General features: G+C 48.0%; 1 protein-coding gene. It reads right to left on the bottom strand.

Annotated elements, in window-relative coordinates; genetic code table 11:
• Positions 1 to 5 precede the first annotated feature (5 nt).
• Complete coding sequence (gene tycC, locus AB432_RS14925; RefSeq protein ID WP_048032942.1) at positions 6 to 19472, bottom strand: tyrocidine non-ribosomal peptide synthetase TycC; 19467 nt, start codon at positions 19470 to 19472, stop codon at positions 6 to 8.
• Positions 19473 to 19548: the final 76 nt, after the last annotated feature.

Raw genomic sequence — 19548 nt, 5'->3', positions numbered from 1 at the left:
TGATCTTATTTCAGAATGAACAGCTCTTGCAGGATCTCTCGGAGGATGGAGGCATTCATTGACACGTAATTTCCTCCCAACATCCTGGAGTGGATTCCGTACCCTTCGTACGTCATCAGTCGTTTCGTAGCCTGTGCCCAAGCGGTTTCATTCCACTTGACTGCGACCAGATCATCCTCGCCCGATTCCAGCTCTGATTGAATGAGATGGATCGCTGCGCTCGTTGCACCCGTATTGATCAGTTGATTGTGGTACATCACGTAGCTGACTGTTTTTCGAATGAAGCTTTGCTTGACGAATTCATTGGCAGCGTACAAATTGAAGTCTTCTTGTGTCATGTTGAACATCTCGATGTTTTCTCCAATTTCGGCAAATAACTGGGTAATGTCACTCTCGGTTTCCGCCAGAGTCCGCTCCATCACCTTGTCTTTCCAGTAGGAATCGAACAGGATGAGGTCGGTCACGACATATCCTTGGTTCTCCAGTTCTTTTGCGACTTCAAAAGCCAGATTGCCTCCAGAGGAATATCCCATGAGCGTATAGGGTCCTTGTGGATCAATCGCCACGATGGCTTCGATGTACTGCTCAAGTCGATTGTCCTCTTGAATGAAATCAAAGCTATACAAGGAAACGCCCTTAATTTCATCAGCAAGCTTCTGGTAATAGACACTTTGGGCTCCGATCGGCGTAAAGCAGAATACCTTTCTTGCCATCTCTTCATTTAAGAGAATGGCACTTCCGGAGTTGCCCTCGAAGTTCTTGTGCGTGATGAAATCCGCTACCTTCTCAATCGTTGGATGCTGGAAGATGAGGTTCAACGGCAGTTCAATCTGCATGTACTCATACACCTTTGCAACCAGCAGCGTTGCTTTCAATGAATGTCCACCCAGTTCAAAGAAATGGTCCGTAATGCCGATTGGTTCTATCCCCAGAACTTCCTGCCAAATGGAAGCCAATTGATGCTCGGTCGCCGTTCTTGGTGCCACGAACTCACGCGTGGTCGCATCTGATGGCTTTGGCTTCGGCAACGCTTTGCGATCCACTTTTCCATTGGCCGAAAGCGGCAGTTGATCCAACTGGACATAATAGCTTGGAACCATGTAAGCAGGCAGTTCCTTCGCCAGATGCCTTCTCAGCCCAGAAACGGATACCTCTGCTGATGGGACGAGATAAGCGCAAAGATACTGTCCGGCAGTGAACTCATCCTCTTGCACAACTACCACTGCTTGATCGATGCCATCGTAAGCAAGTATGGTGCTTTCGATTTCCCCGATCTCGATGCGGTACCCTCTCACCTTCACCTGTTCGTCAGCCCGACCAATGTAATCGATCGTGCCATCTGTCCGCCATTTCACCAAGTCACCCGTTTTATACATGAGCTCTCCTGGCACAAACGGATTCGGAACGAACTTTTCTTGTGTGAGCTCTGGTTTATTCAAATAACCTCTTGCAAGTCCGGGTCCTCCGATGCATAGCTCTCCCACTACGCCGATCGGTTGCAAGTGATGTTGTGTATCTACGATGTAAACCTGAACATTGGCTAGCGGTCGCCCAATCGTGATGTCTTGCCCTACTTCGATCGAACGAGAGATGGTAGTGACGACGCTGTTTTCGGTTGGACCGTATTCATTGTTGATCTCGATCGCTGGATGTTTTTCTTTTGTTTTTTGCACTAGCTGCGGAGGTAGTTTCTCGCCCCCCAATGTTACGCAACGCAGAGGAGAGAAATCTGCGGCAGTCGAGCAATCCAGAATCGCTTGGAACAGACTCGGTACACCGTAATAATGTGTGACTCCCGCCTGGGCAATCAGCTTTTTCAGTGCTACTGGATCTTTGGCCTCTTCCTCTCTCGGCAAGACGCAAGTAGCACCTCCGAGAAGCGGAGCGAACAAGCTGGCTACAAACCCATCGAAGGCAAACGAGAATACCTGCAACGCCTTGTCTCCCGGTCCGAATCCATACTCATCTCTTCTCCACTGCAAGCAATTGACGATTCCCTGATGTGGAATCATAACACCCTTCGGCTTACCGGTCGTACCCGATGTATAGATCACATAGGCGAGATCGGTCGGTTGATTGAGAGATGCGAGATTGGAGCCATCCATCTCGGCATTATGCTCTGCGTTCAAATCAAGCCAGTCAAGTCCGCTCGACACGCGAGACAATAGTTCTGACAGATGGGATTGGCAGAGAAGCAGTGTTGCGCCGCTGTCTTCTAGCAAATACTGAATGCGTTCTTGCGGATACGCCGGGTCGATCGGAACATACGCTCCGCCTGCCTTTAAAATACCAAGGATGCCAATGATCATCTCTGGTGAACGCTCCGCCATGACTGCTACAAGACGATCAGGTCCGATTCCTTTGGTGCGCAGAACTCTTGCCAGTCTGTTGGCTCGTTCATTGAGCTCGCTGTAAGTCAGTGACTGGCCGTTAAAGAGAATAGCCTCCTGATCTGGCGTCTTCGCGACTTGCTCTTCGAATAATTGATGCAGCGTTTTGTCTTGTATATAGCTGACAGCTGTATCATTGAACTTCTCGAGAATTTGCTGCTTCTCTTCCGTCGCGAGCATGTCGATCTCACTCAAGCGGATATGTGGATTTTGCACAACGATTTGTGCAATTGCCATGAAGTGGTTGCTTAACCGTTCAATTGTTTCTCGCGTAAACAAGCTCGTGCTGTACTCCACGCCAATGCTAATCTCTTCACGGTCTTCTGTGGCAATCAGCGTCAAATCAAATTTGGAATGGTTGCCAGCCTGATCAGTCATGAAAGGAGCAAGTGTCAAGCCCCGCAGGTCGATAGAATCATCCGAGTTGTTTTGCAAAGTAAACATCGTGTCGAAGAGCGGGTTCCTGCTTAAGTCTCGCGCAATGTCGAGTTTTTCCACCAGTTCCTCAAACGGATAATCCTGATGAACGTAAGCGTCCAGTGCATTCTGCTTCACTTCCAGCAACAACTCTGTAAATGTTTTCCCAGCATGCGGTTTGTTTCTCATCGCCAATGTGTTTACAAACATACCGACGATTGGTTCCAGATCAGCATGGGATCTGCCTGTAATCGGTGTGCCGACAATGATGTCCTCTTGCCCGGAATACTTGGAAAGCAGTACGTTGTACGTCGCGAGGAGCACCATGTACAGCGTCGTTCCCGTTTCTCGAGCTAGCTGGTTCAAGCCTTCCATGAGTTGTTTACCGGTTCCGATGCTATACTGATCCCCTGCGAAATTTTGAATGCTTGGTCGGGTGAAATCCGTTTGCAGGTTTAGCACGGGAATTTCGTCTGCAAACACTTGCGCCCAGTACTCTTCTTGCTTGTTGAAGGCATCAGATTGGAAAAGCTCCTGTTGCCATACGGAGAAATCTTTGTACTGGATTCGCAGCTCTGGCAAAACGTCCCCTTGGTACAGATGAACTAAGTCAGACAGGAGAATGCCAGAGGATACACCGTCGGAAATGCTATGATGCATGTCGGTAAAGAGCACATGACGGTCTTCTCCGATATGCAGAAGACGGACGCGAATGAGCGGCGCTACACCCAGATCGAATGGTTGAACGAGTGTGGAAAGGACCTCTTGAGCCTGGTCTTCAGTGATCGTTGTATACGAAAGTTCAAAAGAAACTTCCTCGTGAATCTTCTGAACAGGTTCTCCATTTACAACGGCAAAAGACGTACGAAGACTCTCATGGCGCTGTATCAGTTGCTTGAACGCTGTCTCCAATCGTTCCGGTTCCAACTTCCCTTCGATCAGCATGGTGGAAGGCATATTGTAGCTGATGCCGACTCCCTCAAATTGATGAAGGATATACATGCGCTTTTGCGCCGATGAAACAGGATAATACTCTTGCGCAGGTGCTGGTTGAATTGAAATAACATACCCTCTTGCTGTCTCTTCGATATGTGCAGCCAACTGTTGAATCGTCGGTTTTTCGAACAAAACACGAAGCGGGATATCGACTTGATATTCGTTATGCATGCTCGAAATCACACTCATCGCACGCAGCGAGTGACCGCCAATTGCAAAGAAATCATCCAGAATCCCTACTTGCTCCATATTCAGCACTTGCTCCCATACGCGGGCCAATTGTGCTTCCAATTCCGTACGAGGTGCTACGTACTCCGTCGTTCTAAGCATAGATACATCCGGCGCCGGTAAGGAACGTCTGTCGATCTTCCCATTTGCGGTAAGCGGCAATGCTTCAAGAGATACGAAATACGATGGAATCATCGCTTGAGGCAATTCCTTTAACAATTCCTGGCGTAATTGTGCGGTGTCGATCTCGTGGTCTGCTACCATGTACGCGCATAAATACTTTTCTTGTCTGTGATCCTCTCTTGCGATGACAACTGCTTCCAAGATTCCGTCCAGCTTGCGTAGCTGTGTCTCGATTTCGCCCAGCTCGATACGGACACCTCTGATTTTCACTTGATGATCGTTACGACCCAAGAATTCCACATTGCCATCCGCGCGCCACTTCGCCAGATCACCCGTACGATACAGCAGCTCACCTGGAGCGAATGGATTCGGCACGAATTTCTCCACTGTCAGCTCAGGTCTGTTCAAATAACCGCGAGCGACCCCTGCTCCACCGATGCACAACTCACCCACGACTCCAACAGGTTGAAGATTCAATTGTTGATCCATCACATACATCTGCATATTTGGCAGCGGTTTTCCGATCGGTACCGTTCCCGAGCGAATGGATGAGACATCTGTTTCTTCGTAATAACTGGAATCGATGCACGCCTCTGTTACGCCATAACTGTTAACAATACGCATCGTCTGGCTGAATCTCGCGAGCAAGGTCTTGAAGTCTTCTGCTGGACAACTGTCTGCTCCGAGAATCAGAAGCTTCATCTGACTGATGTCGAGCTGATTTTCGTAAATGTAATGCATCAACGGCATGATCAAAGCTGGTGTCGCTTCAAAAATAGTGATTTCATAGCGCTTGATGATTTCGTACAAGGAAGCAGGGTCCATTTTGACCTCATTCGGGCAAATTACCAGTTGCCCTCCTGTGAGCAATGCTCTGGCAAAGTCGCCAGTCGATACGTCGAAAGCGAAGCTCGCCATTTGCAGCAAACGAACCGGGAAGGTATCCAAGTGATACTCATCCTGCCATGCAAACGCGACATTCGCATAGCTCCGGTGTTCGATCACTACCCCTTTTGGCTTGCCAGTCGTACCGGACGTATAAATGATGTAAGCGGCGTGTTCCGGCAATGCCACAGGCTCCAGATTGCTCGCTTCTCCCTGATACAGCCCTTCTGCATCCAGATAGAGAGTTTCGTGAGGGAATGCAAGCTGCGTATTCAACTTTTGCAAAGTAAGGAACAGCTTCGCATCGCTATCTTCCAAAATGAAAGCTTGACGCTCCAATGGATAGTCTGGATCAATCGGAACGTAGGCGCCGCCGGCTTTCAAAATACCAAGCGTCCCTACTACCATGTGCAAGGAACGGTCTACCATGATACCGACAGTGCTCTCTGGCTTGACTCCCTTTTGGCGCAAAACACGTGCGAGCTGGTTCGCTTTTTCATTTAATTCCCGATACGTTAGCTGTTCATCCTCGAAGATGACAGCTACCTGGTTCGGTGTTTTTTCGACTTGCTCTTCGAATAGCTCCTGGAACGTTTTATTCGTTGGATAAGCGGCTTTTGTTGCATTGAAATCATGCAGCATTTGTTCTATCTCATCATTTGACAAGACACTGATCTCTGCCAGCTTGCAATCTGGATTGGCAATGATCGCTTGTAGAAGATGGACGTAATGATTCGCCATGCGGTCGATCGATTCTTTGGCAAACAACTTCGTGCAATAGTTGAATTGCACGAGAAGCTCATCTTGTTGCTCCATCGCATCCAGAGCGATATCGAATTTCGCGATCTTGCCATCTACCGGGTAAGCGGACATGTTGAGTCCTGCAATTTCTAAGGCAGATGAGTCTGCAAGCCCCAGACTGAACATCGTATCGAACAGTGGATTTCGGCTTAAATCGCGCCGCACTTGCAGCTTATCTACGAGATGTTCAAACGGATAATCCTGATGTTCAAACGCATGTAGTGCATTTTGTCTCACGTCACCCAAAAACTCGCGGAAGGTCAGGTTGCCTCCTGCCACATTTTTCAAGGCAAGCGTGTTGACGAACATGCCCACGATTCGTTCCACATCTGCGTGGGATCGACCTGCAATCGGTGTGCCGACTACGATTTCTTCCTGTCCTGCGTATTTGGACAGAAGCACATTGTAGGCTGCCAAAAGCACCATGAACAGTGTTGAGCCCGTATTTGCAGCGAGTTGTCGCAACTCCGCAAGCAATTGATTTCCTGTACCGATCGCTACTGTGTCACCTTCGAAGCTTTGAACAGTAGGTCTTGGGAAATCATTTGGCAGATTGAGTAACGGGATCTCCCCTGCAAAGACATTCGTCCAATAATCCTCTTGTTTTTGGAAACGCTCAGACTGGGACAGCTTCGCTTGCCAAGCAGCAAAATCTTTATACTGGATGCGCATGTCAGGGAGCTGCTTTTCTTCGTACAAGCTAGCAAACTCCTTGGCGATGACTGCAAGCGATACTCCATCCGAGATAATGTGGTGCATATCCATAAAGAACAAATGTCGTTCTGCTCCCAGTTTGATCAAGTCAACCCGGAACAGCGGAGCTACTTCCAAATCAAACGGCTGGACCAACTCCTGAATGCGTTGCTCTACTTGGTCTTCTGTCGCCTCGGAAATACCGATGAGCAGCGTGACATCCTCATGGACTCGTTGCACAGGTTCCCCGTTTATCGAATGGAAGGATGTTCGCAAGGATTCATGGCGTTTTACCAGTGTTTGGATCGCATGTTCAAAGCGCTCGTAATCCAGATGGCCATCTATTATCAGCACATTCGGCACGTTGTAGCTGATCCCGCTTCCTTCAAACTCATGCAGGATGTACATTCTTTTTTGAGCGAACGAGACTGGGTAAAAGTCTGCTTGCTCTACTGGTTGAATGGTCTCGAACTGTTCAATCTCACTCGCGGTGATATAAGCAGCCAGTTCATGGATCGTAGGAGATTCAAACAGTGCTTTTAACGGAAGCTCTACCTGAAATGCCTTGTGCACCTGCGTGATCACATTCATGGCCTTCAGGGAATGTCCGCCCAGTTCAAAGAAATTGTCGTGAATGCCTACCGCATGAATACCCAGTACCTCTTGCCAAATTTCAGCCAGCTTCGTCTCCGTCGCGTTTTGTGGAGCGACATATGTGGAGCTTTGAACCCGATCACCAGATGGTTCAGGCAATGCTCTGCGATCGAGCTTTCCGTTTGCAGTTAAAGGCAGTTTATCCATTTGGACATAGAAGGTTGGCACCATATAGCTAGGCAATTCTTTGGAAATCGCTTCTCTCAACTCTGCTGCGTCGAGTTCCGTTTCTGGAACAAAATAAGCGCAGAGAGCTTTTTGGCCGTTCGTATCATCCATCACCGTAACGACAGCTTCTTTTACCTTTGCCAGATTGGTGAGAACAGTCTCGATTTCCCCTAGCTCGATCCGATAGCCTCTGATCTTTACCTGCTGGTCGATACGTCCCAAATACTCAATCGTTCCATCCGCCTTCCATCTCGCCAAATCCCCTGTGCGGTACATGTTTTCACCGGAAACAAACGGATTCGGAACAAACTTCTCAGCGGTCAATTCCGGCTTGTTCAAATAGCCCCTGGCTACTCCATCTCCACCTACGCACAGTTCACCCGGCACCCCAATTGGCTGCGGCTGATTGTAGCGATCCACTATATAAGCAGTGGAGTTCGTGATCGGCTTCCCAATCGGAATATTGTCTTCGAATTCCTTCTCAATCAGATAGCATGTAGAGAAAGTTGTGTTTTCTGTCGGGCCGTATCCGTTCCAAATCTCCAGAGCGGGATGGGCGCTGTTAACTTTGTTGATGTGTCTCGGCGACAGTGCTTCGCCACCGACGATTAACGCACGCAAGCCCTCAAACATAGCCGGGTTGTCTTGCGAAAGCTGGTTAAACAGTGGTGAAGTTAACCACATCGTTGTAATCCGATTCTCTCGCAGGAAATTGCTTAGCTTCTCCGCATCCAACAGAACATCCTTGCTAACCAGGAACAAGCTAGCACCATGTAACAGAGCTCCGAAAATCTCAAACGTCATGGCGTCGAAGCCAATAGCGCCCGTTTGAATCATGCGGTCTTCTTCGCGTACCTGAACGTAATTCGTATGCTTCACCAATCGGATGACATTGCGATGCTCGACCATGACTCCTTTTGGTTTGCCTGTTGAACCCGACGTGTACATCACATAGGCCAAGTCCTTGGCGTCATTGAGGTTGGCGAGGTTGCTTGCATCTTCTTGCTCCAGACTCTCGTCATCCAAAACGATTGGAATGAGCCCCTCTTCGACGAGATGCAGCAGATGTCTTTGAACAAGGACAACCTTCACGCCACCATCTTCGAGCATGTAAGAAATGCGCTCGGATGGATGCTCTGGATCAATCCCCAGGTAGGCTCCTCCCGCTTTGATGATCCCCATAATACCTGTGATCATCTCGAGAGAACGATCTGCTAACATACCTACAACGCTGTCTTTTCCTACTTCCAATCGGCGAAGAGTACTTGCGATCTGATTCGCTTTTTGGTTCAGCTCCCGATACGTCAGCATCTGTTCGTTCATCACAACTGCTGTATGCTCGGGCGTTCTTTCCACTTGCTCCTCGAACAGCTCCTGAATCGTGCTTTCGCGTGGATACGCGGCAAACGTGTTGTTGAATCCAACTGTTACAAGGTGTTTTTCTTCCTCACCGAGCAAGTTGATTTCATGCAACGCCGCTGTTTGGTCTGCAATGACTCCTCGCAGTACCTGGAGGAAATGACCAGCCATTCTTTCAACCGTGTCTCTTTGGAACAATTTCGTGGAGTACACGAGACCAAAATGAATTCCTGTCTCATCTTCATGCGCTTCCAGTGTGAGATCGAACTTGGCGTTGCCTTGCTGCCCTTCTCCGGAGTAGGCTTCAAATTTCAGTCCATCCAGCTCATAGGCTTTTTTGTCCAGGTTTTGCAAAATAAACATGGTGTCAAACAGCGGGTTTCTGCTGAGATCCCTCTGGATTTCCAGTTTTTCGACAAGTGCTTCAAACGGATAATCCTGATGGGCGTATGCTTGCAGCGTATTCTGCTTGACATCTTCCAAAAATGCCCGGAACGATTTCGTTCCGTCAGGGTTGTTTCGCAAAGCCAATGTATTGACAAACATCCCCAAAACTTTTTCTACATCCGCATGAGATCTGCCAGCAATCGGCGTTCCTACTACGATGTCTTCCTGGCCGCTGTATTTGGAAAGAAGCACATTGTAAGCCGCCAGCAAGACCATAAACAGCGTAGTTTGGTTCTCATGAGCGAGCTTGTATAAATCGTCCATCAACGTTTTGTCTGTTTGGAACGTAATGCAATCTCCCTCAAAGCTTTGAACCAGCGGTCGTGAATAATCGGCGGGCAGATTCAGTACCGGAATGTCACCCGCGAAGGACTTCAACCAGTAGTTCTCGTGCTTTGCATAGATGTCTGTTTGGAACAGATCCGTCTGCCAGACAGCAAAATCTTTGTATTGAACAGCCAGCTCAGGCAAATATTCGTTTCGATACAGCTTCGAGAATTCTTCCATGATGATTCCGACAGAGACACCATCCGAAATGATATGATGCATATCCATCAGGAAGAGATGTCGCTTCTCTCCCAATTTGAAGAGTCCAACCCTCAACAATGGAGCCTTCTCCAGATCAAATGCTTGCACAAATGATTCGATGGTTTGCTCGACTTGGTCTTCCGTCAAATCCTCATAGCGCACATCCAGTTCGACTGCCTCATGTACACGCTGAACAGGCTCGCCATTCACTGTGTGGAAGGATGTCCGCAACGATTCGTGTCGCTTGATCAGCCCTTGTATCGCGGTTTCAAAGCGTGGATGATCCAGATCGCCTTCGATGTACATCACGCTTGGCATGTTATAGACTGTGCCGGTGCCTTCAAACTGGCGCAGGACAAACATCCTTTTTTGTGCAGAGGAAACGGGATAATACGCTTGCAACGGTACAGGCTGGATCGGTACATGTGTGTCTTTTCCGCTTGTCTCGATATACTGTGCCAATGCCTGGATGGTAGGTGTCGCAAAGAGTACTCTGAGTGGAAGCTCAACTTGATACTCTCGATGGATTTGTGCGGCCAGCGACATAGCTTTCAAGGAATGCCCACCTAGCTGGAAGAAGTTGTCGAGAACACCGATGTCGTTCACCCCAAGCACACGTTCCCAAATCTCTACCAGCCTGCTTTCCACAGGACTTGCTGGCGCCACATATTCTGCTCCCGTTACAGGTCTGCCTTCTGGTTTCGGCAACGCTTTTCTGTCGATCTTTCCATTCGGCGTAAGCGGGAGAAAATCGAGCTGGACCAAGTACGCAGGAATCATGTAAGACGGCAGGCTATGCGACAAATACGACCACAGATTCGAGGCTTCAATCTTTTCTTCCGCCGTGTAATAAGCAGCAAGCGACGATTGGCCCTGTTGGTCCTCATGGACAATCACAACAGCCGAAGTCAGCTTTTCAAAGGAGAGCATAACTGACTCAATCTCGCCGATTTCAATCCGATATCCCCTTACTTTTACCTGTTCATCCAAGCGACCAACAAATTCAATCGTTCCGTCTGGGAGCCACTTTCCTAGATCGCCCGTCTTGTACATGCGCTCGCCTTCCAAATAGGGATGGGAAACAAACTTCTCTGCTGTGAGTTCCGGCTTGTTCCAATATCCACGTGCCAAACCATGGCCACCGATACAAATTTCCCCGACGACGCCGACTGGCTGTAGCTGATGGTATTTGTCCACGATATAGACGCTGGTGTTGGCAATGGGACGTCCGATCGTTATCGCGGAATCCAGTTGCGAAATTCGCTGCCAAGTGGCGACGACACTGCTTTCTGTCGGACCGTATTCATTGACGATGACCAATTGCGGATACTGCTGATTGCTCTTCTCAACGAGCTGAGCAGATACTTTTTCGCCCCCAAGTGTGATGGTTTGCAGGGAACTGATATCCGCAGCAGAACCGCATTCCAATATCGCCTGGAACAAACTTGGCACGCATGTCATTTGGGTGCATCTCGCAGCTGCAATGAGGTTTCTGAGAGATACAGGGTCTTTGGCTTCTTCATCCTCCGCCATGACGACGGTTGAACCGGAAAGGATCGGTGTAAAGAAGGAAAGAACGAAGGCATCAAACGCAAAGGATAGAGGCACCAGACTTCTATCATGGACGCTAAACTGATACTCCTCTTTCTTCCACAACACGCTGTTGACAATGCCTCGATGCTCGATCATTACTCCTTTTGGCTTGCCTGTTGTCCCCGATGTGTAGATGACATAAGCCAGATCGGAAGCGGTTTGCATCGGCTCGAGATTCGAACGGCTGGGAGAATAGTTCTTCTCCTCCTCCAGATACAGGCATTCCACACTCATATTAGAAGCCAGCTTTGCTCCAAGATGTTTTTGGGTAAGCAACAGTCGGGCTTCGCAATCCTCCAACATGTAGGACACACGATCTTCCGGATATTCAGGATCGATAGGTACATAGGCTCCCCCTGCTTTCAAAATGGCCATGATTCCCACAACCATTTCCACAGAACGGTTTGCCATGATTCCTACGAATTGGTTAGCCTTTACTCCCCGTTCGCGCAAGGTAACGGCAAGCTGGTTTGCTCGCTCATTCAGTTCGTGATAGGACATCTGCTTATCGCCGATCTCAATCGCAGCAACCTGTGGTGTTTTTTCCACTTGCTCCTCAAATAGCTCATGTAGTGTCTTGTTCTGCGGATATTCCTTATGCGTATCGTTGAATTCTACTAACAAGCGATGCTTTTCTTCATCGGATAGCATCGTGATTTCGGACAACGTAATGGCTTGTTGCTCAATTACGGCATGAAGGATTCGGATGAAATGTGCCGCTATTTTTTCAATCGTCTCTCTTGTAAACAATTTGGTGCAGTAATCAAGGCTAAAGATGATCTCCTCATCTTCTTCGTACGCTTCTAATGACAGATCAAACTTGGCCTGATTCACGTCTGCCATATAGGGTGTAAACGTCAGTTGCTCCATTTCGAACGGCTTCTGATCCATATTTTGCAAGATAAATACGGTGTCAAATAAAGGATTACGGCTCAGATCCCGTTGGATGTTCAGCTTATCGATCAGCTCATCCAGTGGATAATCCTGATTCTCAAAGGCTTTCAGCGTATTGTTTTTCACTTCTGCCAAAAAGCTAAGGAAGGTCTTAGCCCCCACAGGCTCGTTTCGCAATGCCAGTGTATTGACAAACATACCGATGATCGAATCCGTCTCTGCATGGGACCTGCCTGCTGTAGGCGCACCAACAATAATGTCCTCTTGTCCAGAGTATTTGGAGAGAAGTACATTGTAGGCAGCCAGCAAAACCATGTAGAGCGTAGCTCCTGTACCATGGGCAAGACGATTCAATTCTTTTTTCAAAAGGGCACCGGAGTTGAAAACAAATCGCTCACCCTCGAAGCTTTTCACAGAAGGTCTCGGATAATCCGTTGCAAGATTCAATACAGGAATTTCACCTGTAAAGGCATCGATCCAATAGGCTTCCTGAGCAGCAAACTCTTCCGTCTCGACCCATTGCTTCTGCCAATGCGCAAAGTCCTTGTACTGAATGCCTAGTTCTGGCAGCTCTTCCCCGTGATAAAGCTGGGCAAGCTCTTGAACAAGAATGCCAATCGATACTCCATCCACCACAATATGGTGGAAATCCAGCATGAAAAGATGGCGTTCCGGAGCCAGTTTGACCAGTCCAGCGCGAATCAGTGGAGCTTTTTCCAAATCGAACGGTTGAATAAATTGCTCGACGATTTGTTTGAGCTCTCCCTCTGTTGATTCCATCAGCGAGATCTCCAGCTCGACATCTTCATGTACGCGCTGAACAGTCTCTCCTTTCATGGAGTGGAACGAGGTACGCAGAGATTCATGGCGTCTCACCAGACTCTTGAGCGCCTGCTGCAAACGCTCTGTATCCAGCTTGCCATCGATGTACAGGATGCCCGGCATGTTGTAGCTAATGTCTGCACCTTCCATTTGTCGGAGAATAAACATTCTCTTTTGGGCAGAAGACACCGAATAATACTCCTGCTTCTGAACAGGCTCAATGGTTGTATACTTGCCTTTGCCAGCAGCAGTAGCGATGTATGCCGACAAGTCAGCGATCGTAGGTGATTCAAACAGTGTTTTCAACGGTACATCTACTTGAAGGGTGCGATGGATCAAAGAAATGACGTTCATCGCCTTCAAGGAGTGTCCGCCCAACTCAAAGAAATGATCGTAGACCCCGATTTGGTTCACACCAAGTACACTTTGCCAAATTTCTGCCAGTGTGGCTTCCACTTCATTGCGCGGCGCTACATACACTGTCTCAGATGAGGATGCTCCCTCAGGTTGTGGCAATGCTTTGCGATCTATCTTGCCATTTGCCGTGAGCGGCAGCTTCTCCAAATAAACAAAATAAGAAGGAACCATATAAGCTGGCAAATGGGACGCCATGTAAGCTCTCAGGTCGGCTGTCTTGATTTCCTGATCGGAAACAATATAGGCGTACAAGTTGTTTTGCCCTTTTTCATCTGGACGAGCAAGAACGATGGCCGTTTTAATCCATTCATGCTGCAAAAGCCTTGCTTCGATCTCACCCAGTTCGATCCGGTGGCCTCTGATTTTGACCTGATGATCGATGCGTCCGAGATATTCCACGTTGCCGCAGGCTAGGTATCTTACCATGTCTCCAGTACGGTACATCCTGCTGCCCGGTTCAAACGGATTCTCAATGAAGCTGGCTGTTGTCAGTTCTTCACGATTCCAGTAGCCGCGGGCCAAACCATCGCCAGCGATGCACAGCTCTCCTGCAACCCCTACAGGCTGGAGCTGATTGATCGCATTTACGACGTACAAACGGACGTTATCAATCGGTCTGCCAATGGGAATCACGCCATACTCCGGCATACGAGGGCAAATCCAGTATGTCGCATCAATCGTGCTTTCTGTAGGGCCATAGAGGTTAATCAACTGTGCCGTTTGATTCTGGTAAAAACGCGAAACAAGTGCAGGTGTCAATGCTTCTCCACCGCAGAAAACGCGTTGCAAGCTCGTGCAAGAGCTCCATCCTGGTTCGGTCATGATCAGGTCCAGCAAGGAAGGAACCATCTGTAAAGTCGTGATCTTCTCTTCTTTGATCATGCGAGTCATGTACTCGATGTCGCGATGTCCGTCTGGCTTTGCCAGTACCAGGCGCCCCCCCGTGATCAGTGGCAAATAGAATTCCCATACGGAAGCATCGAAGGAAAACGGCGTTTTTTGCAAGACAGCATCCTCTGTAGTCAGTGGGAAGGCATTCTTCATCCAGAGCATGTGATTGCAAATCGCTTGATGCGCGATCATAACCCCTTTGGGATTTCCGGTCGATCCAGATGTATAGATGACATAGGCCAGGTCATCCCTGCTAGCGACATTGTCCAGATTGGTGTCGTCACCTGCATAAATTGCTTCATCGTCTACGTCGATGATTTCTCCTGCATACTCTACTGTCTCTTTCAAATGACGCTGTGTCAGTAGAATCGGAGCTTTGCTGTCGCTGAGCATGTATTGGATTCTTTCTGGCGGGTAAGTAGGATCAATTGGCGTATACGCACCACCCGCTTTTAACACGGCCAACATGCTCACGACCATCCCGATGGAACGGTCTACCATAATCCCGATCAACGTATCTGGTTGCGTTCCTTTGCTCCGCAGCAAACGAGCTACTTGATTGGCCCTGGCGTTCAACTGGCGATAGGTCAAGGTGTATCCGTCATAGGCTAAAGCTACTTGATCTGGCGTAAGCGCTACTTGCTCTTCAAATAATTGATGCAAAACCTGATCAGCGGAACGTTCGACAAAAGTATCATTGACGTTCAGGATGAGAGCACGTTTTTCTGCTTCTGTCATCATATCGATTTCTGCTAGCTTGGCATTCGGTTGTGCACCTATGGCAAGCAGGATTTCCAGATAATGATGGGCCATTCTTTGGATGGTTTCCTTCTTGAATAGCTTCGTTCCGAATGCGAATTGGAATTGAATGTCGGACTTCGATTCACTCGCATTCAAAGCAAGATCGAACTTTGAAATTTTGTTAAATAACTCATACGGAGCTGCTGTGAGCTGCTCGATTGCCAGCGACTGCTGATTCGCATTTTCCAAAGAAAACATGGTGTCAAACAAAGGATTTCGGCTAATGTCACGTTGAATCGCCAGCTTTTCCACCAGCTCTTCAAATGGATAATCCTGATTGTCAAAGGCCGCCAGCGCGTTTTGTTTCACTTCTTGCAAGAATTGGGTAAAGGTTTTGTCGCTCGCAGGATGATTTCTCATCGCCAACGTATTCACGAAGATCCCCATGATGTTTTCCACATCGGCATGAGAACGACCAGCGACAGGCGTACCTACTATGATATCCTCTTGGCCGGAATACTTGGACAGAAGTACATGGTAAGCCGCGAGCAAGACCATATACAGAGTGGTACCCGTATCTGCTGCTACCTTGCGCAAACGCTCGGTCAATTCTTTTCCAGTGTCAAAAAGGACAAGATCCCCTTCAAAGCTTTGAATGGTTGGACGCGGATAATCAGTCGGCAGATTGAGTAAAGGAATTTCATCAGCAAACGTATTTAACCAGTGAAGCTCCTGTTTCTTGTACACGTCCGTCTGGAACAGCTCATTTTGCCAGACAGCGAAATCCTTGTATTGGAGAGAAAGAGGCTGCAATGCTTCCCCTTGGTACAACTTGGCAAATTCACTCAGCAAAATTTGGGACGAAACACCGTCCGAGATGATATGGTGCATGTCTAGCAGGAACAAATGGCGGTCTTTGCCCAACTTGACCAAGCCCGTTCGAATCAAGGGAGCGATTCCGAGGTCAAATGGACGGACAAAATCCCGCATGATTTGCTCTGCCTTGTCTTCCGTAGACTTCAGCATCAGGATTGGTACTTCTACCTCATCATGCACTTTCTGTACTGGCTCACCATCGATACGGTGGAAGGAGGTGCGCAAGGCTTCGTGGCGCTCCGCCAGACGTTGGACCGTGCTAGCAAAACGATTGTAATCCAGCTTTCCATCCAGCAACATTGCTCCCGAAATGTTATAGCTGATGCCACTTCCTTCAAATTGCTGAAGGATGTACATTCTTTTTTGAGCAGAAGATACGGGATAAAATTCTTTTACCTCAACCGGTTGGATGGCTGTGTACTTGCTTTTCCCCGATTTCGAGATAAAAGCAGCGAGCTGGGATACGGTCGGATTCTCGAACAATGCCTTTACTGGTAAATCCACTTCCAACGCTTTAGAAACTTGAAAAATGACTGTCATAGCCTTCAGTGAATGTCCACCCAAATCAAAGAAATGATCGTGAACGCCTACACGGCTAACCCCCAAGGCCTGCTGCCAAATCTCAGCCAGTTTGGTTTCCGTTTCATTCTGAGGAGCGACGTACGCTGTTCCCGTTACAACTGCACCGTCAGGCTTCGGCAATTTCTTCCGCTCTACTTTTCCATTGGCTGTCAGCGGAATTTCCTCCAAACGGACAAAGAAGGACGGGATCATGTAGGAAGGAAGTGTACTTCCCAAATGCTCTCTCAATTCCGATACAGTCAACTCCTGCTCGGAAACAATGTAGGCATAGAGCACATTTTGGCCACTGTCATCCTTTTCAGCGATGACGACGGCTTCCTTGATCCATTCATGCTGCGTCAAACGCGCCTCAATTTCGCCCATCTCAATCCGATGCCCGCGGATTTTGACTTGATGGTCGATTCTTCCCAAGTATTCCATATTGCCGTCAGGCAGCCACTTCGCTAGGTCGCCTGTTCGATACATTTTGGTCCCCGGACGGAACGGATTATCGATGAACTTTTCCTCTGTCAGCTCCGGTCTGTTGAAGTAGCCCTTGGCGACTCCATCTCCAGCTATGTACATTTCGCCGATGGAGCCAACAGGTATCGGCTGCATAGAAGAATCAAGCAGGTAGAGTTGAACGTTGTCTGCCGGGACGCCGATTGGTACCGATTCCTGGATGGTTTTTTTAGGGTCATACAAATAAATCATGCAGCCCACAACCGTTTCGGTAGGTCCATACTCATTGAAAATCTTGACATTCTGTCCAAAGTTCTCATAAATTCTCTTCGCCAATTGGGTCGGCAAGTTCTCACCACCGACAATAAACCGTCGGATGCTGCTGTTTGTTCCATCTATTTCTTCAATCAGCTTCAAATGGGTTGGCGTCAGCTTGATGATGCCCACTTGATTATCTTGGAGGATGTCTAAAATAACCTGTACTTTATCTGTTCCTCTGTAGACATAGATCGTATTGCCTGACAGAAGCGGCGTGAAGATCGAGGTGACAGTCAAATCAAACGAAATGGAAGAGTATAGCGGGAAGTCTACAGCTTCCCCTTGGACATACTCCTTGTTTGCCCACCAAATGTAATTGACTAGACCTCGGTGGGTAATCATCGCGCCTTTTGGATTCCCCGTAGACCCGGAAGTATAGATCATGTAAGCCAAATCGTCCGGTGTGCATGCTGTGTCAAGATCTGTACTGTCGCCTTCAAACAAGGAAGGATTGTCTAGGTAGAGGATGTCTCCTTCAAACTCGACTTTTTCCTGAAGATAAGACTGTGTCAAGAGAATCGTCGTCTGACTGTCATCCAGTAAATACTGAATTCTCTCTATCGGATACTCGGGATCAATCGGCAAATAGGCGCCACCTGCTTTTAGAACGGCCATAATAGCCACGATCAGCTCGAGTGAATGCTCCGCCATAATGGAGACGATACTGCCTTGGCTAATTCCTTTCCCACGCAGAGCTCTGGCCAACTGGTTGGAACGCTCCTGAAGCTCCTGGTAAGTAAGGCGATCTTCCCCGCAAACAACCGCAACTTTCGAAGGCGTCTGTCTTGCTTGCTCCGCGATCAGCTCGAAAATCATTTTGTCGCGTGGATAATCGGCGGTCGTGTCGTTATAAGCTACCAGCAATTGCTGTTTTTCCTCATCCGTGATGATTCCGATATCTTCCAGCAGTACATTCGGATTGTGAATGACCTGTTCAATGATCGTTTTCAAATGCCCTTCTACTCGGTTCATGAATGACTCTTCATACACCGATGCATTATAGCTCAACTTCACATACATCTCATTCGAAGGTGCGACCGCTACTACAACGTTAAAATCATAGGAGGTCTGTTCTTCCCCATTTTCCACGTTGAATTGAAAGCCTAAGGAATCCTCCAGATCATTCAAAGTATTATCCGGGTAGTTTTCATACGTCACCAAATGATCGATTAACTCCTGTTTCAGTACCGTCTTGCTCTGAATTTCGTACAGCGGAGCGAAATCATAAGAAGCAGAAGCCAAGGCTTGCTCCTGAACTGTTTTTAACAGCCCACTGAAGGTTTGTTTAGGGTTTGTTTTCACGCGGGTTGGGATCGTGTTAATGAACAATCCAACCATGCTCTCAATCCCTTGAATCCCTGGCGGTCGACCTGACACAACAGAACCGAATACCACATCGTCCGAATTTTTGTACTTGCTCGCCAAAATACCCCAAAGAGATTGGAACACACTGCTCATCGTAGCCTGATTCTGATTGGCAATCTGCATCAGTTGCTGAGTCTTCTCAGGTGCGACGGTGAAAAGATTCTCCACATGTACATAATGGCTATTTTCCGCTACATTTTTCTTTTTAGGGAAATCAGCCTGCTGGTCATAGCCTTCCAGGTAGTTCTGCCAGTAAGTAAGTGCTTCTTCTTTGTTTTGCTTATCCAGCCATTTGATATAGTCGCTGTATGGTTTGGTCGCTTCCCGCAAAACAGCCTCGCCCTTGCGAATGGCGGCGTAGTACGAGAGCAGCTTATGAAGCAATACGCCCAAAGTCCAACCGTCGACGATGATATGATGGAAAGCCCAAACGAACTGATACTGGTTCTCCCCCGTTTGGAAAATGGCTGCTTTCATCAAGACGTCTTTCGTCAGCTCAAATGTATGATGCTGGCTGGTATACGCTTTTATGTAATCGTTCTGATTATCTATAGGTAAATGCGCAATGTTTTCGAAATGAACGGTAACTTTTCTTTCTTTAAAAACAACCTGTCGAGGCCGCTGCAGATTTTGATAAACAAACACAGTGCGCAAAACCTCATAGTTCTCTACGAGCTTGTTCATGCTCTCTTCAAAAATAGGCAGGTGAAAATCACCTTGAAGCTTTGCGGACATCTGGAGGCAGTAGGCGCTGCTGTCTGTATCTTTGACAGCATGAAACAACATACCCTCTTGCAATGGGGTTAACGGATAAATTTTCGCAATATTTTCCTGCTTATTCATTCTGCACCTCAACTCTGTGATTTATCGATTTAAAGAGGGTTCCTCCAATAAAAGCGAATGTCTCAGCTTTTATTGG

Origin of the sequence: Brevibacillus brevis (assembly GCF_001039275.2) — a bacterium.
In the GTDB taxonomy this organism is placed as follows: Bacteria; Bacillota; Bacilli; order Brevibacillales; family Brevibacillaceae; genus Brevibacillus; species Brevibacillus brevis_C.
This window is presented reverse-complemented; position numbering and strand designations above follow the sequence as displayed.